Source organism: Bradyrhizobium ganzhouense, from assembly GCF_049949285.1.
In the GTDB taxonomy this organism is placed as follows: domain Bacteria; phylum Pseudomonadota; class Alphaproteobacteria; order Rhizobiales; family Xanthobacteraceae; genus Bradyrhizobium; species Bradyrhizobium ganzhouense.
Genome location: NZ_CP181318.1, coordinates 6,683,415 through 6,703,261 on the forward strand (window position 1 = coordinate 6,683,415; position 19,847 = coordinate 6,703,261).

Genomic DNA, 19,847 nt, shown 5'->3' on the forward strand with positions numbered 1-19,847 from the left:
GGGATGACCTATTCGGCAGGCTGGAGCAGGCCAACGGCTTGCGATTCTTCGGCTTCACCAACGTTGACCGTCATCCAGAGATTGAAGGCCATGATCAGCGCGCCGATCAGGAACAAGGCGCCGCCGGCCGCGCGGATGATGTAGAAGGGATGCATGGCCTCGACGGATTCGATGAAGGAATATTCCAGGAAGCCGAGCGAGGTGTAGGCACGCCACATCAGGCCCTGCAGGATGCCGGACACCCACATCGCTGAGATGTAGAGCACGATGCCGATGGTCGAGATCCAAAAGTGCCAGTTGACCAACTTCAGGCTATAGAGACCCTTGCGGTTCCAGAGCCAGGGAACGAGGCAATAGAGGGCGCCGAACGAGACGAAGCCGACCCAGCCGAGCGCGCCGGAATGCACATGACCGATAGTCCAGTCGGTATAGTGACTCAGCGAATTGACCACTTTGACTGACATCATCGGTCCCTCAAAGGTCGCCATGCCGTAGAAGGCGACGGAGACGACGAGCATGCGCAGCACCGGATCGGTGCGAAGCTTGTCCCAGGCGCCCGACAGTGTCATCAGGCCGTTGATCATGCCGCCCCATGACGGCATCCAGAGCATGATGGAGAACGTCATGCCGAGCGTCTGCGCCCAGTCGGGCAACGCCGTGTAATGGAGGTGGTGCGGACCGGCCCAGATGTAGAGGAAGATCAGTGCCCAGAAGTGGATGATGGAAAGCCGGTAGGAATAGATCGGCCGCTCGGCCCGCTTCGGAATGAAGTAATACATGATCGCAAGGAAGCCCGCGGTCAGGAAGAAGCCGACCGCATTGTGGCCGTACCACCACTGGAACATGGCATCCTGCACGCCGCCCCAGGCGATGTAGGACTTCGAGCCGAACACGGAGACCGGCAGCGCGGGGTTGTTGCCGAGATGGAGCACGGCGATCGTGACGATGAAGGCAAGGTAGAACCAGTTGGCAACGAAGATGTGCGGTTCCTTGCGCTTGACCAGCGTCATCAGAAACACAAGCAAATAAGTGACCCAAACGATCGTAAGCCAGAGATCGGCGTACCACTCGGGCTCCGCATATTCCTTCGACTGCGTGACGCCGAGCAGATACCCGGTGCCCGCGATGAGGATGAAGAAGTTATAGCCTAGGACGACGAACCAGGGCGCGAGGTCGCCAGCGAGCCGTGTGCGGCAGGTTTTTTGCACGACGTAGAACGAGGTCGCGATCAGAACATTGCCGCCAAAGGCAAAGATCACCGCTGAAGTGTGAAGGGGCCTCAGGCGACCGAACGTCGTCCAGGGCAAGTCGAAGTTCAGCGCCGGCCAGGCGAGCTGCGAAGCGATGATGAGGCCGACGAGAAAGCCGGCGATGCCCCAAACCATCGCCGCGACGGTGGCGAACTTGACGGGTCCCATGTTGTAGTTGGGACGCCCGTCGATCTCCTGTGCAGGCAAATCGGCCGGACGATCATAATAGCGGCTGAGAATCGCGAAGGCGGCCAGGATGCTGGCAACGCATCCGAGGGATGCGTGAAAGGCGAACGGGGTGTCATGCGCGAATCCGGCGCCGATCAAACAGAGGAACGCAAGCACCGCAAACAGCGGCCACAACATCGCCTCTCCGATCGTCATCGATTTTGCACTCGTGGTGGCGTTCGTCATGGCGTGACATCCTTCGGGAATGGAGCGCGATCAGGGGAGCACACGCGTGGCCTGCGCGGTTTGATCAGCATCAATTGCGGCTCGTGGGAAACGGCAGAATCCGGGAGCTGCCTTGATGCACCTCGTCTGCCAGTGCCCGCAGCGTCTGTTCATTTGGGCAGTATCTTGCGGGGGTCGCCCGCCGCTCGTGCCTCAGATCCCGGGCACAGCGCGCCTTGGATGAACACTGACTGCACACCCGTCGCAAATCGCGCAGTACGTCGCCGTGAGATGCTGCCAGCTGGTCCTCGGAAACGCCCGCATGAGAGAGACGCCTGCTCAGGGACTGAAGCGAGCCCGAAGGCTCAAAGGCAAGCGCGGCGAGCTCGGCCTTTGAAAGGTTGAGCTCCTGCGCAATGGCCTCCATCTCATAGGAGTCCAGCCGCTGCATCTCGTCCCAGCGAGCCAAGACGCCTTTGAAGCGGTCAAGGAGATTGCTGAAGAGTGTACTGCGCTTCCAGCCGCCCGCTTCAATCAACATGATCTGTGTCTCTTTTCGGCTTTGCCTTAAGTCCGCCCGAGAGCGTCGTCGTTGACGCAGATCAAATTGCCCTGCTGAACTGGGCTGCCCCTCCCCGCCTGTAGGTGTCGAAGGCTGCGGCGATGACGCGAACGACGGCTCGGCCGGCTTCCGTCACCGTCAATTTCGCGCCGTCGATCTCGACCAAACCGTCCCATTGCATCGGCGCCAGAATCGCCATTTCATCGCGAAAGTCAGCATCCGGTGCGACGGCATCGAGGTCGACGGCGAAGTCGCACATCAGGCGCTCGACGATCAACGCACGCTGCCGGTCTCTCTCGTCGAACCGACATCCCCTGGCCGAGGCGAGTGAGCCCGCCGCGATGGCGCGAATATATCTGGGCACATCCGCGACGTTCTGGATGAACCCATCCGCGAAAGTAGAAATCGACGACGCGCCAAGTCCGAGCAGGATGCGGCTGGAATCGTCGGTATAGCCCTGGAAGTTGCGATGTAGCTTTCCGCTGGCTGCGGCCCGTGCAAGTGTATCGCCGGGTTTGGCAAAGTGGTCGATCCCAATCTTCCGATAGCCATGCCGAACAAGCGCCTCAGCGATCGCTTCCGCTTGATCGATGCGCTGATCCTGCGACGGAAGCTTCGTTTCGTCGATCAGTCGCTGGTTGGCCTTGAGGTGCGGCAGATGAGCATAGCCAAAGCAGGCGATACGGTCCGGCGCCATCGCCGCAACCAGATCACAGGTCTTGCGCACCGATTCGACGGTCTGCAGCGGCAGACCATAGATGAGATCGAAATTCAGATTGGTGATACCCGCCGACCGCAGGTGCTCGATCGCCATCTCGATCACGACCAACGGCTGAAGCCGGCCGATCGCAGCCTGAACCAATGGATTGACATCCTGCACGCCGAGGCTCGCTCGGGTGACGCCAAATTCGCCCAGCGCCTTCGCCAACGCGGGCGTGACACGCCGCGGGTCGAGCTCGATAGCGTGCTCAAAACCTACATCGAACGAGAATTGGCGGCTGAGCGCAGTCATGACTGATCGAAATCCGTGAGGCCCGAGAATGCTCGGCGTACCGCCGCCCCAATGCAGCCGGGCGATCCTCGCCCTCTGCCTCATGAGACCGACGACGAGATCGACCTCGGCCTCCAGCGCGCGGCGATAGGCATCGATCACGTCATCACGGGCCGCCATCTTGGTGTTGCAGCCGCAGTAAAAGCAGATATCGCGGCAATAGGGCACGTGCAGATAGAGCGAGACGGCCTCTCGCCTGTCCAGCCTGCCGAGCCAGTCCGTGTGTTCATCCACCGTGACCGCTGGCGTGAAATCGGCGGCAGTCGGGTAGGACGTATAGCGCGGCACATTGTAGCCGGCGTAACGGCGAACGACGTTGTCCAAGAACATCAGCCCTGCTAAGACGCCCAGGCCCGTTCCAGCGCGGTCGGCGCACTGAATTCGACGGCATCCGCGAAGATCGTCCAATCGTGGACGTGCTTCTGCCGACAGAACTCCGCCTCAGCGCGCCGAACCGCTTCGATCAACGATGGAGCTTCCACGGTGAACGCGGCTTGGCAAGCGCGGTGCTCGTGCCCGGTGTCGTCGCAGACGGTCTTGATAAAACGTACATCGAATGACGGCATGAATATCGATCCTAGCGGTTCAATTAGGGGTCATGCTGAATCGTCCAGCCCGTCGCAACGACGGCAAAGCCGATGATCGCGATCACGCCGACGAGAGTTAGGACGAAGCCCAGCGTGTCATGAGCCCAGCTTGTCGCAATCAAGGCCGGCAACGTGAGACAGCCCCTCAAGATCCACATTGTGGGCTTGCTCCGACACCTGACTCTGGTGCGCGTATGTTGGTCTCTTCCATCCTCCGCATCGGAGGCTGGCCCAACCATAGGGCTTTTGCGATGCAGGCGTTTTGATGCAGGTCAAGACGTAATCGGGGAGACGCCGACCAGCTTGCAGCGCGTGCTGCACTTGATGGAAAAGTACCGCTTCAAGAGCTTGCCTGCCGTCGACGCCGGCAGCCGGCTCCTGGGTGTGATCGCGCGTGAGAAGATTATCCGGGCCCTCGCACGCTGCAACCGGCGCCAGTCTTCGGCGCAAGCACTACCACTCGTCGCGCCGCACGTCGGCCATTACGCGATCGCCTAGCCGCACCTCACAGGCCGGCAGCCAACGCAAGTCGCATCAGTTCGGACATGCTGCGCGCACCCGTCTTCGCCATGAGATTGGCGCGGTAGACCTCGACCGTGCGTGGACTGATACTAAGGTCGTGCGCGATAACCTTGTTGATCTTCCCCGCCACCAGGCCTTGCAGCACATCGCGCTCGCGCGGCGACAGCTCGGCCAACCGCGCCTCGGCCTCCTTCCTTGACGAACTTTCGCCCTCCGCCGGCGGCCTGGCCTCAAGGGCTGCGCGGATCGACTCGAGCAGCGCAGTATCGTCGAACGGCTTTTCGATGAAGTCCACGGCGCCCGCCTTCATCGCCTCAACGGCGAGCGCGACGTCGCCATGGCCGGTGATCAGAATCACCGGGCAGGGTGATCCGTCACCTTTCAGTTTTCTGACCAGCTCGATCCCGTTCATTCCGGGCATGCGGATATCCGATATCACACAGGTCCGTCGCGCGGCGCTCACGCTAGCGAGGAACGCGTCAGCCGTCTCATAGACCTGCGGCCTGTATCCATTGACGTCGAGCAGGAACGCCAGGGAATCCCGCATCGCCGCGTCATCGTCGATGACGCAAATGATCGTCTTATCGCCCATCATGCGCCTCCGTTTCGGCGAAAGGGAGCGTGAACTCGAACACGGTGCCGCCGCCGCTATTGGGACGCGCCGCGATGCGGCCGCCGTGCGCCTCGATGATGGTTCGGCAGATTGAAAGACCCACTCCCATGCCGTTTGCCTTGCTGGTTACGAAGGGCTGGAACAGCTTTTCCGCGATCTCCGGCGCGATTCCGGTGCCGGTGTCGATGATAGAAAAGAATGCGAAGTCATCCTTGCGGGTGACGCCGATAGACATCTCGCGCCGGCCGGTCGTCTCCATCGCTTCGATGCCATTTCTGATCAGATTGAGCGCAACCTGCTGGACCTGTACCTTGTCGGCCACGATGTCGGGAAGATCGTGGTCGCAGCGCAGCGACACGCGCACGCCCTGTTCCTTGGCGCCGACCAGCGCCAGCGCTGCGGCTTCCTCGAGCAGCGTGGCCGGGCTCTCGATAGTATGCTCGGTCTCTCCCTTGGCCACGAATTCGCGTAGACGCTTGATGATATCGCCGGCCCGCAACGCCTGGTCGGCGCTGCGATCCATGGCCTCGCGCACGCGGTTCTTGTCGACTTCTTTCGCTTTCAGCAGCGTCGAGGCGCCGCGCAGATAGCTCGTGATCGCCGATAGCGGCTGGTTGAGCTCGTGCGCGAGTGAGGAAGCCATCTCGCCCATGGCGGTCAGTCGAGACACGTGAACGAGTTCCGATTGCAGCTCCTGCATGCGGCGCTCCTGGGTCCGGCGTTCGGTCAGGTCTCGGACAAAGCCGGTGAAGTAGCGCTCGGAGCCGACCTTGGCCTCACCGACCGCAAGCTCCATCGGGAATGTCGAGCCGTCCTTGCGCTCGCCGACCACGATTCGTCCGATACCGATGATGCGGCGTTCGCCGGTCATGCGATAGCGGTCGAGATAGCCGTCATGCTCCTGTCGATACGGTGACGGCATCAAAATCGAGACGTTCTTTCCGAGCACCTCGGCGGCCGACCAACCGAACAGGCGTTCGGCGGTGACGCTGAAGGAACGCATGATGCCGCGCTCGTCGATCAAAACCATTGCTTCCGGCACCGTATCCAGGATCGATTGCAGCTGCGCCTGACGGTAACGGGCATCTTCCGTTTCGCGCAGAAGGCGGTTGCCGATCACGCCAAGGATCGGTCCCATCGCTGCAAAGAAGGAGACATCGATCAGGTTCGCCAGGTTAGTATAAATGCTTGCTCCCAGGAAATAGGCGCTGCTCGCAAGACAGAGCACGGTGGCGAAGATCGCGGGCCCCCGCCCACCGGCGAAGGCCGCAAAGACCACGACCGGCAAATAAATCACGGTGAAGGTACGGTCCTCGAAGTAGCGATGCAGCATCAGGCGAACGACGAATATGAAAGCAGCAGCCGCGGCGGCTGACCCGTAGCGAAACCACAATCGCCGCTGTGCCGTCATTCAGTGCCCCGACCCGATGCGAACGTGCCTTGCCAGATAGTGTGTTATCGGTTCCTCATAGCATACTGGGCGGTCCTGCCGGCAAGGGGCGTCTGCAGAAAGCCACGCTTGAAGAGGGTTAGCCTTTGGCGGACCAGAGGCGCCAATGCGTCGGGTTGACCAAGACGCGTTCATGGCTCGCCGCTTTGACCCAGCCGCTGGCAGTACGGCGGCAGGCGAACACCAGCGGATGCAGATGATTCCCCTCGATGACAGCAAGTTCAAGGTCGCGGTCATAAGGGGCGGTTGAGATCTTTTGCCATACCGGTTGCTGGTCCATCGTCTCTATCTCGCCGGCGGCGCAATGCAAGGCGGCATTCGATCAGCGCTGCGGTCGGCCGTGTAACAAGAATAGAGACAAATGGCTTATGAGCATTGAGGTAGGTCAAGCCTCGCGCCCACACAAATCTAATCTGTCGGCGCGGCCATGACGATGCGGATGAGGTCTGCCGCATTCTTGGCCCCGAGCTTTCGCAACGGATTGTAGCGATGATCTTCGACCGTGCGAAGGCTGATGCTGAGCTGCTTGCTCATTTCCTTGCTCGATGCACCGAACGTCAAAGCTTGTCCGAAGCGGGACCGAACTTGAATTGAACGCATGCTCGCAAGAAATCATTCGTGCAGCCGATCTGCGGGAAGAACTGTCGTTCACCTCATTCCGCCATGGCGGCTTCACCGAGGGAGCCGACAGCGATCTAACGGATGCTGAGCTCAGGGCCGCGGGCCGGCACCGGTCATCGCGGCAATTACCGACCTATGCGAAGCGCACACGGAAACAGCTAATTTCGGGCACCAAGAAACGACGAGAGGAAAGAACAAAAGCAGCCGGTTTGTCGGAATAGCCGCTGTCCCGCTTGTCGGAATGGGCTTTGGGACGGGGTGCCAAGCTATTGAAAAGCTTGGTGGGCGCACCAGGGCTCGAACCTGGGACCCGCTGATTAAGAGTCAGCTGCTCTACCAACTGAGCTATGCGCCCGAAAGGCGGTCAATGCCTTGCGAGGTCGGTCGTTTAGCAAAGCGATCCGGGTCTGGCAAGCGATGTGGCGCATGTTTTCCAAGGTTCTTCCACAACCCCGGAAATGCGAAAAGCCGCTGGATTCCAGCGGCTTCTCTAGGGTTAATACCGGGAAATCCCGGAGCGCTCAAAGACGCCCTTCCCGATCCGGGCCGTCATCGCGGTCGTGGCCGCGGAAGTGGTCCATGCCACGTTCCATCATCCGGTCCATGCCACGCTCCATGAAGTGGCGGGGCGGGCCGTCCTCGCCGCCGCCGAACGGGCCGCGGTGGCGGGTCAGCATGGCAAGGCGGCGCTTCTGGCCGTCATCGAGGCTCTTGTAGAGCGGGTCGGCCGCGTCGGCGATCTTCTTCAGCGCAGCCGAGGTCGCGCCCATGTCGTCGGCACGCTGGCGCAGGCGGGCGACCGGATCGTCCGGCTTGTCGGCGTTCTTATCGCCGTTCTTGGCATCGTCGCCGGGACCGGCGTTCATCCGCGCATTGGCGCGGTCGATGCGCAGCTTGGCGAGGTCGCGCACGGCGGCCTCGACCGGCGGCCACAGCTTCTCCTGGTCGGCGTTGAGCTTCAGCCCGGCATGGACCGCGGCGATCCGCGCGTCGACGAAGGCGGCGCGATCTTCGGGATTCATGCGCATGTGGTGGAAGTGTTCCATCCACGGGCGGTGAAATTGGGCATAGACCGCGCCCGAGCCGGCGATGCTGAGCACGGCGATGGCGGCGATGGTGAACTTCCTCATGACGTACCTCCTCTGGAAGGATGTCCTGAAGATGAGGGTCGGAACGCCAAGGTGCAACTTACATCTTGGACAGAGAAGGCGTTCTTTCAGAGATGTAACGCACTTGAATGTCTGTTCAGCAGCACTGACATCTTCCGCAACAAAAAATGGCCTCCGTGCAGTCTGCACGGAAGACCATTCTTCACAATTCGTTCAAACCAGTTTGCAGTGCACCTAGTTCGTCGTGCTCTTGGATTCTTTCAGGAACTCGTCGATCAGCGGCTGGCCGACGCGGCCTGCGGCGTCCTTGTAGACCGGCTCCATCGCCTTGCGCATCGCCTCGTCCTGCTCCGGCGTGAGCTTGATGATCTCGCTCTTGCCGCTCTTCTTGATCTCGGCCATCGCGTCGTCGTTCTCCTTCTGCGACTGCGCGTTGTTGAAATCGGTCGCTTCCTTCATCGCCTTCGAGAGCTGGTCGCGGATGTCGGCCGGCAGATCGTCCCAGAACTTCTTGTTCACGATCACGACATAGCCGATGTAACCATGATTGGTCTCGGTGATGTACTTCTGCACCTCGTGCATCTTCTGGGTATAGATGTTCGACCAGGTGTTCTCTTGGCCGTCGACCACACCGGTCTGCAGCGCCTGATAGACTTCCGAGAACGCCATCACCTGCGGCAGCGAGCCGAGCGCCTTGAACTGCGCCTGCAGCACGCGCGAGGACTGGATGCGGAACTTGACGCCCTGATAATCGGCGGGTGCCACCAGCTTCTTGTTGGCGCTCATCTGCTTGAAGCCGTTGTCCCAATAGGCAAGCCCCGTGATGCCCTTGGTGTCCAGGAGCTTGAGCAGCCGGAGGCCGAGCGGGCCTTCCGTCACCTTCCGCAGCGTCTTCAGGTCGGGAAGGATATAGGGCAGATCGAACACCTCGAACTCGCGAATGCCGAGCGGGCCGAACTTGGAGTTGGACGGTGCCAGCATCTGCACGCTGCCGAGCTGAAGCGCCTCCAGCTCTTCCTTGTCCTTGTACAGCGTCGAGTTCGGATAGACCTCGACCTTGACCTTTCCGCCGGTGTACTTCTCGGCGAGCTCCTTGAACTTCTCGGACGCCTTGCCCTTCGGCGTGTCGGTCGCGACGACGTGGCTGAACTTGATGATGATCGGCGATTGGGCCGATGCCGGAACGGCCAAGCCAAGTGCCAGGACCGCGATGGACGCGGCGGTCGCGAAGATGCGCATGATCTCTCCCTGTTGTTTTTGGGCCGCCCGTCGCGCGGGCGGCCTATCCCCATGCCAGGCCCTTCAATACAGGCCGGCGTCCCTAAGTGCTATTGGCAGTTAGCAGGGCTGCTATTCATGATGAAGGCGCGTCAGCCTCTCCCGCATCCGCCTTCGCCAAGGCTTCGGCGGACAAGAGCGGGAGAGGCGAAGACAGCAAGCTCAGCTCGCCGCCGCCGTCGTCACGGTGTCGCGCTGGCGCTTCATGACGATCTTGTTGAGCGCGCCGAGATAGGCCTTTGCCGACGCCACCAGCGTGTCGGGATCCGCCGCGCGCGCCGTCATCGCACGTCCCTCATGCGACAGCCGCACCGACACTTCCGCCTGCGCGTCGGTGCCTTCGGTGACCGCGTGGACCTGATACAGCTCGAGCTTGGCCTCGTGCGGCACCAGGCGCTTGATGCAGTTGAACACTGCGTCCACCGGACCGTTGCCCTCGGCCTCCTCGATCTTGATCTGGCCGTCGACGTCGAGCTTCATGGTCGCGCGCTGCGGGCCATGGGTGCCGGCGATCACGGTCAGCGAGGTCAGCTTGATGCGGTCGTGTGACGCCGCCATCTCCTCGTCGACCAGCGCCTCGATGTCCTCGTCGTAGATGTCCTTCTTGCGGTCGGCGAGCGCCTTCATCCGCGTGAACGCATCTTCCAGCTGGTTCGGACCGAGCTTGTAGCCCATCTCCTCCAGCTTGTGCACGAAGGCATGGCGTCCGGAATGCTTGCCGAGCACCAGCGAGGACTGCTTCAGGCCGACCATTTCGGGCCGCATGATCTCGTAGGTCGAGGCATCCTTCAGCACGCCGTCCTGGTGAATGCCGCTCTCATGCGCGAACGCGTTCCGCCCGACGATGGCCTTGTTGTACTGCACCGGGAACGAGGTCGCCGCCGACACCACCTTCGAGGCGCGGGTCAGCTGCGTGGTGTCGATCTTGTTCCAGAACGGGAATTTGTCGTTGCGGACGTTGATCGCCATCACGATCTCTTCGAGCGCGGCATTGCCGGCGCGCTCGCCGATACCGTTGATGGTGCACTCGACCTGACGCGCGCCGCCGACCACGCCGGCCAGCGAGTTCGCAACGGCCATGCCGAGGTCGTTATGGCAGTGCACGGAGAACACCGCCTTGTCCGAGTTCGGCACGCGCTCGATCAGCGTCTTCATGAAGTGGGTGTATTCGTCGGGCGTGGTGTAGCCGACGGTGTCGGGAATGTTCACCGTGGTGGCGCCGGCCTTGATGACGGCTTCCACGATGCGGCAGAGATACTCCATCTCGCTGCGGGTGCCGTCCTCGGCCGACCATTCGACGTCGTCGATCTGGTTGCGGGCACGGGCGACCATCGCGACCGAGGTCTCGATCACCTGCTCCGGCGTCTTGTTCAACTTCACCCGCATGTGCAGCGGCGAGGTCGCGATCACGGTGTGGACGCGGCCGCGCTTGGCGAATTTCACCGCTTCGGCGCAGCGGTCGATGTCGGCCGGATGCGCACGCGACAAGCCGGCGATGACGGCGTTCTTGGAGCGGCGGGCGATCTCGCTCACCGCCTGGAAGTCGCCCTCGGAGGTGATGGGGAAGCCGGCCTCGATGACGTCGACGCCCATATCATCCAGGAGCTCAGCGACCTCGAGCTTCTCCTCGAAGGTCATGGTGGCGCCGGGGCACTGCTCGCCGTCGCGCAGCGTGGTGTCGAATATGATGACGCGGTCCTTATCGGACTTGTTCGCGGGGGCCATTATCAAATTTCCTTTTGAGCTTTCGCGCCGTCAGTCTCTGCTGGGCGCTTGAGGTGTCCGGTGATCTCGACCAACCCCTGAGCGCCCAGGCGCGTGGCGCCCAGCCGGCCCTCAGGGGCAAGTAAGAAGGAGGCCGCCAATAAGGAGGGTGGGCAGCAGCGCAGCCGGGATCGTGGCGGCGGCCAGAGCCACCTCCCCCGAAATCCCATCGATTTGGCCGCGAATCAGCATTGCCAGACCCTTTGAGCCCCAAATACTCGGTCAAAACCGTTGACGGTTGGTTGCCGGGAGGCTCAGTGCGTCGTTTCTAGACGAGAAATGGCAGCAACTGCAACGCCAAAAGATGGTCAGAGGGACTGACCTAGCTTGCGGGGCCGCTTCCGGCGGCCGGCCGCACCAAGACGCTCTTCTGCGCGATCATTGGGCCGCCGTTGCCAAGAACTCGTCATTGCGAGCGCAGCGAAGCCAATCCAGAGTCTCTCCGCGGCGGCAGTCCGGATTGCTTCGCCTTTTCACCGGATCAGGATGGACGACGTATTCGCAAAATAGGAATTTCTGTAAATTAGAATATTTTGATGCGTGCCGATTGACTCAGTGCTTGCGTGTTTTGCCCGTCGGACAACGCGAGCACTTGTAGCCCGCATGGGGCGGCTACGAACCTGCCGATGTGTCGGGCGATCAGCCTACCCCGTGCGACGCAAGCGGGCCCTGGTCTCCCAGCGATCCAGCATCTGGCCGAGTTCACCGATGGCGGGGAGCGGGGTTTCGTTGGTGTTGGCGGGAACGGTGGGGCTAAGCCAGTCCGGCTGAATGTAGCGGCCCGAGCGGCGCGCGTCGGCACGCCGTTTGCGGGACTTGAAATCACGCGTGAAATACCCGGCCGCATACGCGATCCCGAGCAACACGATCAATGTGATGACACCTTGCACCATTATCTGCGGCCTTTCTCTCAAGATTTCTGCGCAGCAATAGAGGCAACGTCAAGGCTTGACAGGGCCCAAACTGGGGCTCGGTTAATTCCCCAAGTCATTCCCAAGCGCGCGCGAATTGTCGCGTCACACCGTGCAGAACGGCCGTTCACATTTATTCCCGCACGGGCCGCGCTGGCCCCATCCGGTTACGCATGGAACGAATTCAACAGCGACGTGGCCTAATGGCTTCTCGTGCCTGTCAACGTGGCTCGAGGAAAGACGGCAGCGCCATTGTTGCATGCTTTGGTTGCGACCGACGCACTCGCAACCGCGGATGAATGGGACTAACCTTGGGTTGCTTGGCCGGATCAACCGGCCAGCTGAACATGACCCGGGAGGACGCGAATGACACGCCAACAGCAGCGTGAGCAGGATGCCGCGCTTTCACGACGGACGCTGGTCCAGGGACTTGCGCTCGGTGCGGCGGCCACGATGGCCGGAACGGGCTCAGCGCTGGCCCAGACCGGCCCTGCCGCCCCGCCTACGACGATCACCACACCGCCGCGCGACTTCAGCCCCCGCGGCGCGCCAACCACATATTTCTGGGACCCCGACATCATCGCGGTCGATCCGTCCTTCAACGATCTCGCGCAGCCCAACACCGCGATCAAGCGGCTCTTCACCGGCGTGCTCTGGGCCGAAGGCCCGGCGTGGAGCGCGCAGGGCCGATATCTGTTGTGGAGTGACATTCCCAACAACCGGCAGATGCGCTGGAGCGAGGATGACGGCCATGTCAGTGTGTTCCGCACGCCGTCGAATTACAGCAACGGCAACTCGTTCGACTTCCAGGGCCGCCAGCTCTCCTGCGAGCATTTGACCCGGCGGGTCACGCGCTACGAGAACGACGGCACCGCAACGATCCTCTGCGACAACTACAACGGCAAGAAGCTGAACTCGCCGAACGACGTCGTCGCCCATCCCGACGGCAGCTACTGGTTCACCGATCCGCCCTATGGCGGCCAGCTCTATGAGGGCGAACCTGACGGCCCGGGCGGGCCGAGCAATGCGCCCGGCAAGCTCAATCCGCGGATCGGACAGCCGGCCGGCTTCGCACCTGGCAAGCGCGAGCTGCCGACCAATTGCTATCGCATCGACCCAAGCGGCCGCGTCGATCTCGTCGTCACCGAGGAGCAGGTGCCCGATCCCAACGGCCTGTGCTTCTCGCCTGATTTCAAGAAACTCTACGTCATCTCGACCGGCAAGGGACCGGGCGACACCGGCCCCGGCGGCAAGGGCGAGATCTTCGTGTTCGATGTCGGCGCGGACAACAAGCTGTCCAACCTGAAGCTCTTCTCCGATTGCGTGATCGACGGCGTGAAGTGCGGGCCGGACGGCGTGCGCTGCGACGTCAACGGCAATGTCTGGGCCTCCAGCAACGCTGGCCGCGCGGTCGGCTACAATGGCGTCACGACATGGTCGCCGGACGGCAAGCTGCTCGGCCGCATTCGCCTGCCGGAAGTCTGTGGCAACATCACCTTCGGCGGACCGAAGCGCAACCGCCTGTTCATGGCCGCGAGCCAGTCGCTCTACGCCGTGTACACGGCGACACAGGGCGCAGCGCCGGGCTAAAGCAGGCGTGAGCTGAATTGCGACGAGGCGCCGGCATGCCCTGCTGGCGCCTCATTGTTTCGATGGTCGCATCGGTGCAGATACCTTGAGGCAAGAGAGGTGACTTCCGGACAGAGCGCGTGATAATTGAGCCATGGCAGACAAAATTCGCGTCGTTGTTCTCTATGGCGGCAGGTCCGGCGAGCATGAGGTCTCGCTGAAATCGGCGGCCTCCGTGCTCAGGCATCTCGACCGTGCGCGCTTCGAGGTAATCCCGGTCTCCATCGACAAGACGGGTCGGTGGCAATGGAACGATCTTGCTGCGATCGACCCGGCGCAGCCGTCATTGCCGATCCTGCCCGATACGCCCGAGATGCGGCTCGCGAGAGGCGCCGATGGACGCGGCGTTCTCGTGCCGATCTCCGAAGGCGCAGCTGATACGATCGAGATCGACGTCGTCTTTCCGGTCATGCACGGCCCGCTTTGCGAGGACGGCACCGTGCAGGGCCTCCTGGAGCTGGCCGAGGTCGCCTATGTCGGGTCGGGCGTTCTCGCCTCCGCCGTCAGCATGGACAAGGATGTCGCCAAGCGGCTCGCGGAATTCGCCGGCGTTCCGGTCGCGCCCTATCGCGTGCTCACCCGCAAGGCCTTCGCCGCGGATCGCGCCGCGTCCCTCACCAGGGCGGTCGAGGGTCTGAGCCTTCCGGTGTTCGTCAAGCCGTGCAACATGGGCTCCAGTGTCGGCATTCACAAGGTCAAGACATGGGAAGCACTTGGGCCCGCGCTCGATGATGCGTTTCGCTATGACGTCAAGGTGCTGGTCGAACAGGGCATCGACGCGCGCGAGATCGAGGTTGCGGTGCTGGAGGGCGAGACGCTGTTTGCAAGCGTCGCCAGCGAGCTCAATCCGAACGCCCATCACGAATTCTATTCGTACGAGGCCAAATATCTCGATCCCGACGGCGCCCGCGTCGATCTTCCGGCCAGGCTCGACCCGGCACAGATGGAGCGCGTGCGCGCGCTCGCAGTGCAAGTGTTCGCGGCCCTCGAATGCAGCGACCTCGCGCGGGTCGATTTCTTCCTCGATCGGCAAACCGGCGAATTCTGTTTCAACGAGATCAACACCCTGCCCGGCTTCACGTCAATCAGCATGTATCCGAAGATGATGGAAGCCTCGGGCGTGCCATATGGAGAGCTGCTGACGCGCCTCGTCCATCTGGCGCTGGATCGCTACCAGCAGCGTCATGCCCTGGAACGCGGCTATTCGAGTTAGGTTGTCTCCTCAAACGTAGGCGCGGGTCAGGAAACAAGCCATGCGGCGGTTGTGATTGACCTTTCGCGCCGTACGTCGTCTCCGACGAACCCCGCATGCCTGACCTGCTGGAATAAACCAGCACTGCCTGCATTTTGCGCAAGCGCTAGACTTTAGTCCCCATCGTACAATCCTGAATACAGTTTCACTTGCCGAGGATTCTCTCGCCGTTATAGTCCCGCACCAATAGCTCAAAGAAGCTTGGTTCAAGGGAGAGAACAATATGAATAGAGCACTCTCTGGTGCATTGCGAAGTGCGCTTGGTGCGGCCGCGACCGGCGTAGTATTGGCAGCCTCAAGCCCGGCCTTTGCGGCCGATCCGATCAGGATCGGCGTGATCGCGGAAGCCCAGGCGATTGCCGGCGCATCGATCCCGCAGGCGGCGCAGCTCGCCGCCGACGAGATCAATGCCAATGGCGGCGTCGACGGCCGCAAGATCGAGATCATCGGCTACGACAACCACTCCTCCTCGGCAGACTCGGTACGCGCCTTCCAGCGCGCGGTGAACGAGGACAAGGTCAACGCGGTCATCGCCAGCTATATTAGTGAAGTGGTGCTGGCGCTGGAGCCCTGGGCTTCGCGGCTGAAGACCCCGTTCGTCACGCCCGGCGCGGCCTCCAACGAGATCAGCAAGAGCGTCCACGCCGATTACGAGAAGAACAAGTACACCTTCCACGGCTATCTGACCTCGGCGGCATTGGCGCTCTCGGTCTGCGACGGCGCCAAGGACCTGCTCGTCGACAGGATGCACATGAAGACGGCGGTCATCATGAGCGAGGACGCCGCCTGGACCAAGCCGCTCGACATCGGCTACGAGGAATGCCTGCCCAAGATCGGGCTGAAGGTGCTCGACCACATCCGCTTCTCGCCCGACACGACCGACTTCACGCCGATCTTCAACAAGATCGAGGGCTCCAAGCCCGACGTGATCATCACCGGCATCTCACATGTCGGCGTGCAGCCGACGGTGCAGTGGAAGAACCAGCAGGTGCCGATCCCGATGTTCGGCATCTCCTCGCAGGCGACCAACGAGACCTTCGGCAAGGACACCAACCAGGCCGCCGAAGGCGTGCTCTATCAAGGCGTCTCCGGACCCGGCGTCGCGGTGACGCCGAAGTCGGTGCCGTTCGCGGAAAACTTCAAGAAGAAGTTCGGCAACTACCCGTCCTATGCCGGCTACACCGCCTATGACGAGGTCTACTACATCGCCGACGCCGTGAAGCGCGCCGGCTCGACCGACGCCGACAAGCTGGTCGATGCGCTGGAGAAGACCGACTGGGAAGGCACGATCGGCCGCGTCCAGTTCTACGGCAAGGACGATCCGTTCACGCACTCGATCAAATACGGCAAGGGCCTGATCACCGGGCTGATGCTGCAATGGCAGGACGGCAAGCAGAGTGCCGTCTGGCCCAAGGACGTCGCCAAGGTCGATATCAAGTTCCCGAGCTTCATCAAGCTCTCGAACTAGCAGGAAACGCTCCCGGGACGACCTCCCGGGAGCTTCCATTTGCGGCGTCCCGCAGCACCTTCCCTCAAGTGAGACTCTTGGCCAATCATCAATGCGAGCTTTCCAGATTCTGATCGATGGCTTTGCCATCAGCGCCCTCTACGCTCTAGGTGCCACCGGCTTCACACTGATCTTCGGCGTCTCCGGCGTGCTCAACCTCTCCCACGGTGCCATCATGGTGGCGGCAGCAGTGGCGGCCTGGGCCGCCGCCAGCGTACTCAATGTCGGCACCTATGCCGGCGCGCTGATCGGGGTGGGAGTCGCCCTCCTCACCGCCTTCGCCACCTATTTCGCGGTGGTGAAGCCGATCCAAGACTCCCGCCGCATCCCGAATGAGGAGAAGGAGATCTTCGTCCTCACGGGAACGCTGCTCTGGGGCATCATGATCCAGGAGCTGATCGCCTATTTCTTCACCAACAACGCCAAGACCGTGCTGCCGATCGTCGAAGGCGTTGTCGAGATCCTCGGCGTCCGCACGCCGAAGAACGAGATTTTCACGGCGATCGTGTGCTGCCTCGTGATCGCGCTGCTGTGGCTGCTGGTGAACCGCACCCGCACCGGCAAGGCGGTGCTGGCGGCCTCGATGAACCCGCGCGGCGTCACGCTGCTCGGGCTCGAGCTCACCAACATCTACATCGTCGTGTGGGGGATCTACGGCATTCTGGCCGGCATCGCCGGCGTGCTGCTCGGCATGTTCCTGGGCGTCAGCTCCTACAGCGTGGGACCGCTGACCGCGAGCGCATTCTCGATCGTGGTGCTCGGCGGCCTCGGCAGCGTCTCCGGCTCGCTGATTGCAGCCTTCGTGGTTGGCTATCTCGAAACGCTGACGGCCTATCTGGTCTCGCCGGCCTACCGCACTATTCCGGCGCTGCTGCTGCTCGTCTTCGTGATGTACATCCGGCCCCAGGGCCTTCTGGGGAGGCGCTGAAATGGCCGGCTTCTTTACCTCGCGCCTGTTCTTCGTCTCGCTGGCGCTCGTGATCATCGCAGCCACGCTGCCGCTCTATGTCTCCGGCTATGTGCTCGGCCTCCTCACCGTCGCGTTCTATTTCGGCGTGTTCGCGATGGCCTGGGACCTGCTGTTCGGCTTCGCGGGCGAAGTGAATTTCGGGCCGACCTTCCTGATCGGCGTCGGCGCCTACACGGCCGGCATCCTCAATGCCCAGTTCGGCTGGTCGGTCTATCTCTGCATCGTGCTCGGCGCGCTCGCCTCCGTTATCGCCGGCCTCGTACTGGCGCTGCCGGCGCTGCGCGTGCGCGGGCCATATTTCGGCCTGACCACGCTGGTCGCGGTGCTGATGCTGCAGAATTTCATCGTGGTGTTTGCCGACCTCACCGGCGGCGAGATCGGCCTGACCATCCCCGACGTCATCACCATCAATGCCGGCGCCAATTACTGGATCGCGCTCGGCTTCATGACGATCTCGGCCGCGATCCTCTACGGCCTGTCGCAATCGCCGATCGGCCTCGTGCTGCAGGCTAGCGGCCAGGATCCAGTGCAGGCCGGCGCGCTGGGCTTCAACATCGTCAAGCACAAGCTCGCCGCCTTCATCGTTAGCGCGTTCTTCTCTGGATTGTCGGGCGCGCTCCTGGTGTTCTACTTCGGCACCGCCTCGGTCGGCACCGTCGTCGACGTCGCGGTCGGCGTCAATGTGATTGTCTCGGCCGTGCTCGGCGGCCGCCGCACCGTGCTCGGCGCCGCGCTGGGCGCGATCTTCCTGATCGTCGCCGGCGAATTCCTGCGCCCCACCGGCGAGCTTGCGACCTTCATCGTCTCGGCGGTCGCCCTCCTCGTCGTCCTGTTCTTCCCCGGCGGCTTCCTCGGAGCGGCCCTCTCGCGCGAGGCTCGCTCGTAATGGATCAGAGGCTTTCAAACCGGCCCGTGCTCGAAGTCCGCGGCCTGACCAAACGGTTCGGCGGGTTGACGGCGGTGAAAAATCTCGGCTTCGAGGTCAACAGCGGCGAGATTTTTGGCCTGATCGGGCCAAACGGCTCCGGCAAATCCACCGCGATGAAGAGCGTGATGGGCATCGAGCGCCCAACTGCAGGCGACGTGATCTTCGAGGGTGAAAACGTCGCCGGCCTGCCCGCGCACAAGATCGCGCGCAAAGGCTTCGGCATGGTGTTCCAGCACTCGCGGCCGCTGAACCGGCAGACCGTGCTGGAGAACATCATGGTGGCGCTGCTGCCGGACAGCCTGTTCATGCTGTTTCCGGACAAGGCGCTGCTCGAGCGTGCCAAATGGATCGCCGACCGCGTCGGCCTCGGCAGCGTGATGAACCGCCGCCCGCCGACGCTACCCTTCGCCGATCTGCGAAGGCTCGAGCTCGCAAAGGCGATCGCGCGCGATCCTAAGGTCGTGCTGGTCGACGAGCCCTTCGCCGGCCTGACGCGTGGCGAGGTCGAAATGTTCTCCGACCTGATCCGCAGCTTCCGCGATGAGGGCCGTGCGGTGATGCTGGTCGACCACAACGTCAAGAGCGTCGCCGCGCTGGTCGACCGCGTGCTCGCGATGTATCTCGGCGAGGAGATCGTCACCGGCAAGGCCGACGATGTCATGAAGAACGAGACCGTGCGGCGCGTCTATCTCGGCGGCGCCATCGAGACCCATGCGCGGCCCGAGACCAGCTTCACGGACAAGGTGCCGCTGCTCCAGGTCGAGAATATCAGCGTGCATTACGGCAAGGCGCAGGCGCTGGAGAATGTCTCGATCCACATCCACGAGGGCGAGTTCGTCTCCATCGTCGGCCTCAACGGCGCCGGCAAGACCACGCTGTTCAACACCATCTCCGGCTTCCTGCCCTATAGCGGCGAGATCATCCGCGGCGGCGAAAAGCTCCGCGGCACCAGTCCGGCGAAGATCGCGCGCAGCGGCCTCGTGCAATGCCCGGAATCGCGCGAGCTGTTCGGCGAGATGAGTGTGCGCGAAAACCTCGACCTCGGCGGGCAGCATCTGACCGACGACAAGCGCGCGGCGCAGCTCGCCTGGCTGTTCGAGCTATTCCCGATCCTGAAAGAACGTCAGGGACAGCTGGCACAGACGCTGTCCGGCGGCGAGCAGCAGATGCTGGCGATCGGCCGCGCGCTGATGATGCAGCCGCAGATCCTGATCCTGGACGAGCCGACGCTGGGGCTTGCGCCCGTCATCCTCGAGCTCCTGTCCAAGGCGCTGGAGAAGCTGCGGCAGACCACATCGATCACGGTGCTGCTCGGCGAGCAGAACGTGACTTTCGCGCTGCCGCATGCCGACCGCGTCTATGTGCTGGAGCACGCCAGGATCGTCTGGGAGGGCGATCCCGGCCGCTTCGCCGCCGAGGCCGGCGCCGATTTTCTCTAGTTCGCGCGTAT

At 62.4% G+C, this 19,847-nt stretch carries 19 protein-coding genes, 1 tRNA gene and 1 pseudogene; 8 read left to right on the top strand and 13 right to left on the bottom strand.

The window, feature by feature from the left end; genetic code table 11:
• Positions 1-8: 8 nt before the first annotated feature.
• The 3 genes from ccoN to hemN all read right to left on the bottom strand — a co-directional run bounded on the left by ccoN (position 9) and on the right by hemN (position 3,586).
• A complete protein-coding gene (gene ccoN / locus ACLFLU_RS30960; protein WP_426414110.1) occupies positions 9-1,634 on the bottom strand; it encodes a cytochrome-c oxidase, cbb3-type subunit I in 1,626 nt (541 codons plus the stop codon).
• Positions 1,635-1,734: 100 nt separating this feature from the next.
• Complete coding sequence (locus ACLFLU_RS30965) at positions 1,735-2,184, bottom strand: DUF6455 family protein (RefSeq protein WP_426408521.1); 450 nt, start codon at positions 2,182-2,184, stop codon at positions 1,735-1,737.
• Between the two features lie 61 nt (positions 2,185-2,245).
• Positions 2,246-3,586, bottom strand: a complete 1,341-nt coding sequence (hemN, locus tag ACLFLU_RS30970; protein ID WP_426414111.1) for an oxygen-independent coproporphyrinogen III oxidase — start codon at positions 3,584-3,586, stop codon at positions 2,246-2,248.
• 80 nt (positions 3,587-3,666) lie between these two features.
• Here hemN and ACLFLU_RS30975 point away from each other — a divergent pair, with 80 nt between their 5' ends.
• Complete coding sequence (locus ACLFLU_RS30975) at positions 3,667-3,816, top strand: hypothetical protein (protein WP_426408522.1); 150 nt, start codon at positions 3,667-3,669, stop codon at positions 3,814-3,816.
• A 29-nt stretch (positions 3,817-3,845) separates the two neighbouring features.
• On the opposite strand, the gene ACLFLU_RS30980 is transcribed toward ACLFLU_RS30975, so the two are convergent.
• On the bottom strand, positions 3,846-4,001 hold the full coding sequence (locus tag ACLFLU_RS30980) for a hypothetical protein (RefSeq protein ID WP_426408523.1): 156 nt from the start codon (positions 3,999-4,001) through the stop codon (positions 3,846-3,848).
• Between the two features lie 154 nt (positions 4,002-4,155).
• Here ACLFLU_RS30980 and ACLFLU_RS30985 point away from each other — a divergent pair, with 154 nt between their 5' ends.
• Positions 4,156-4,341: a hypothetical protein gene (locus ACLFLU_RS30985; RefSeq protein WP_426414112.1), complete on the top strand. Its 186-nt coding sequence runs from the start codon at positions 4,156-4,158 to the stop codon at positions 4,339-4,341.
• Between the two features lie 7 nt (positions 4,342-4,348).
• On the opposite strand, the gene fixJ is transcribed toward ACLFLU_RS30985, so the two are convergent.
• The 9 genes and pseudogenes from fixJ to ACLFLU_RS31030 all read right to left on the bottom strand — a co-directional run bounded on the left by fixJ (position 4,349) and on the right by ACLFLU_RS31030 (position 12,090).
• Positions 4,349-4,957 carry a response regulator FixJ gene (gene fixJ / locus ACLFLU_RS30990; RefSeq protein WP_426408524.1) on the bottom strand — a complete coding sequence of 203 codons (609 nt, stop codon included), beginning with the start codon at positions 4,955-4,957 and terminating at the stop codon, positions 4,349-4,351.
• A complete protein-coding gene (locus tag ACLFLU_RS30995; protein ID WP_426408525.1) occupies positions 4,947-6,389 on the bottom strand; it encodes a PAS domain S-box protein in 1,443 nt (480 codons plus the stop codon). The genes fixJ and ACLFLU_RS30995 overlap by 11 nt, the downstream gene beginning before the upstream one ends.
• A gap of 118 nt (positions 6,390-6,507) precedes the next feature.
• A complete protein-coding gene (locus ACLFLU_RS31000; RefSeq protein ID WP_426408526.1) occupies positions 6,508-6,708 on the bottom strand; it encodes a hypothetical protein in 201 nt (66 codons plus the stop codon).
• A gap of 128 nt (positions 6,709-6,836) precedes the next feature.
• Positions 6,837-6,980, bottom strand: a pseudogene (locus tag ACLFLU_RS31005) (LuxR C-terminal-related transcriptional regulator); the annotation flags it as partial.
• A gap of 348 nt (positions 6,981-7,328) precedes the next feature.
• Positions 7,329-7,404, bottom strand: a tRNA-Lys gene (locus ACLFLU_RS31010).
• Between the two features lie 166 nt (positions 7,405-7,570).
• The gene (locus tag ACLFLU_RS31015) at positions 7,571-8,179 is read right to left on the bottom strand and encodes a Spy/CpxP family protein refolding chaperone (RefSeq protein ID WP_426408527.1); all 609 of its coding nucleotides are present in this window, start codon (positions 8,177-8,179) and stop codon (positions 7,571-7,573) included.
• A 213-nt stretch (positions 8,180-8,392) separates the two neighbouring features.
• Positions 8,393-9,397 carry a TRAP transporter substrate-binding protein gene (locus tag ACLFLU_RS31020; RefSeq protein WP_426408528.1) on the bottom strand — a complete coding sequence of 335 codons (1,005 nt, stop codon included), beginning with the start codon at positions 9,395-9,397 and terminating at the stop codon, positions 8,393-8,395.
• Between the two features lie 201 nt (positions 9,398-9,598).
• A complete protein-coding gene (locus ACLFLU_RS31025; protein ID WP_426408529.1) occupies positions 9,599-11,161 on the bottom strand; it encodes a 2-isopropylmalate synthase in 1,563 nt (520 codons plus the stop codon).
• Between the two features lie 683 nt (positions 11,162-11,844).
• On the bottom strand, positions 11,845-12,090 hold the full coding sequence (locus ACLFLU_RS31030) for a hypothetical protein (RefSeq protein ID WP_426414113.1): 246 nt from the start codon (positions 12,088-12,090) through the stop codon (positions 11,845-11,847).
• Positions 12,091-12,477: 387 nt separating this feature from the next.
• Between ACLFLU_RS31030 and ACLFLU_RS31035 the strand changes: the two genes are divergently transcribed.
• The 6 genes from ACLFLU_RS31035 to ACLFLU_RS31060 all read left to right on the top strand — a co-directional run bounded on the left by ACLFLU_RS31035 (position 12,478) and on the right by ACLFLU_RS31060 (position 19,836).
• Positions 12,478-13,701, top strand: a complete 1,224-nt coding sequence (locus ACLFLU_RS31035) for an SMP-30/gluconolactonase/LRE family protein (protein WP_426408530.1) — start codon at positions 12,478-12,480, stop codon at positions 13,699-13,701.
• Positions 13,702-13,834: 133 nt separating this feature from the next.
• The gene (locus ACLFLU_RS31040) at positions 13,835-14,953 is read left to right on the top strand and encodes a D-alanine--D-alanine ligase family protein (RefSeq protein WP_426408531.1); all 1,119 of its coding nucleotides are present in this window, start codon (positions 13,835-13,837) and stop codon (positions 14,951-14,953) included.
• Positions 14,954-15,215: 262 nt separating this feature from the next.
• The gene (locus tag ACLFLU_RS31045) at positions 15,216-16,460 is read left to right on the top strand and encodes an ABC transporter substrate-binding protein (protein ID WP_426408532.1); all 1,245 of its coding nucleotides are present in this window, start codon (positions 15,216-15,218) and stop codon (positions 16,458-16,460) included.
• 91 nt (positions 16,461-16,551) lie between these two features.
• On the top strand, positions 16,552-17,427 hold the full coding sequence (locus ACLFLU_RS31050; protein ID WP_211384649.1) for a branched-chain amino acid ABC transporter permease: 876 nt from the start codon (positions 16,552-16,554) through the stop codon (positions 17,425-17,427).
• Between the two features lies 1 nt (position 17,428).
• Positions 17,429-18,355, top strand: coding sequence for a branched-chain amino acid ABC transporter permease (locus ACLFLU_RS31055; protein WP_212298767.1), 927 nt, complete (start codon positions 17,429-17,431; stop codon positions 18,353-18,355).
• Positions 18,355-19,836 (top strand): ATP-binding cassette domain-containing protein, encoded by a 1,482-nt coding sequence (locus ACLFLU_RS31060; protein ID WP_426408533.1) that lies wholly within the window; start codon positions 18,355-18,357, stop codon positions 19,834-19,836. Before ACLFLU_RS31055 ends, ACLFLU_RS31060 begins: the two co-directional genes overlap by 1 nt.
• The last annotated feature ends 11 nt before the right edge of the window (positions 19,837-19,847 follow it).

Excerpts from the sequence above, each read along its gene's own strand:
- ccoN (WP_426414110.1), bottom strand. The coding sequence starts at position 1,634 with ATGACGATCGGAGAGGCGATGTTGTGGCCGCTGTTTGCGGTGCTTGCG.
- ACLFLU_RS30965 (WP_426408521.1), bottom strand. The coding sequence starts at position 2,184 with ATGTTGATTGAAGCGGGCGGCTGGAAGCGCAGTACACTCTTCAGCAAT.
- hemN (WP_426414111.1), bottom strand. The coding sequence starts at position 3,586 with ATGTTCTTGGACAACGTCGTTCGCCGTTACGCCGGCTACAATGTGCCG.
- ACLFLU_RS30980 (WP_426408523.1), bottom strand. The coding sequence starts at position 4,001 with ATGTGGATCTTGAGGGGCTGTCTCACGTTGCCGGCCTTGATTGCGACA.
- fixJ (WP_426408524.1), bottom strand. The coding sequence starts at position 4,957 with ATGGGCGATAAGACGATCATTTGCGTCATCGACGATGACGCGGCGATG.
- ACLFLU_RS30995 (WP_426408525.1), bottom strand. The coding sequence starts at position 6,389 with ATGACGGCACAGCGGCGATTGTGGTTTCGCTACGGGTCAGCCGCCGCG.
- ACLFLU_RS31000 (WP_426408526.1), bottom strand. The coding sequence starts at position 6,708 with ATGGACCAGCAACCGGTATGGCAAAAGATCTCAACCGCCCCTTATGAC.
- ACLFLU_RS31015 (WP_426408527.1), bottom strand. The coding sequence starts at position 8,179 with ATGAGGAAGTTCACCATCGCCGCCATCGCCGTGCTCAGCATCGCCGGC.
- ACLFLU_RS31020 (WP_426408528.1), bottom strand. The coding sequence starts at position 9,397 with ATGCGCATCTTCGCGACCGCCGCGTCCATCGCGGTCCTGGCACTTGGC.
- ACLFLU_RS31025 (WP_426408529.1), bottom strand. The coding sequence starts at position 11,161 with ATGGCCCCCGCGAACAAGTCCGATAAGGACCGCGTCATCATATTCGAC.
- ACLFLU_RS31035 (WP_426408530.1), top strand. The coding sequence starts at position 12,478 with ATGACACGCCAACAGCAGCGTGAGCAGGATGCCGCGCTTTCACGACGG.
- ACLFLU_RS31040 (WP_426408531.1), top strand. The coding sequence starts at position 13,835 with ATGGCAGACAAAATTCGCGTCGTTGTTCTCTATGGCGGCAGGTCCGGC.
- ACLFLU_RS31045 (WP_426408532.1), top strand. The coding sequence starts at position 15,216 with ATGAATAGAGCACTCTCTGGTGCATTGCGAAGTGCGCTTGGTGCGGCC.
- ACLFLU_RS31050 (WP_211384649.1), top strand. The coding sequence starts at position 16,552 with ATGCGAGCTTTCCAGATTCTGATCGATGGCTTTGCCATCAGCGCCCTC.
- ACLFLU_RS31055 (WP_212298767.1), top strand. The coding sequence starts at position 17,429 with ATGGCCGGCTTCTTTACCTCGCGCCTGTTCTTCGTCTCGCTGGCGCTC.
- ACLFLU_RS31060 (WP_426408533.1), top strand. The coding sequence starts at position 18,355 with ATGGATCAGAGGCTTTCAAACCGGCCCGTGCTCGAAGTCCGCGGCCTG.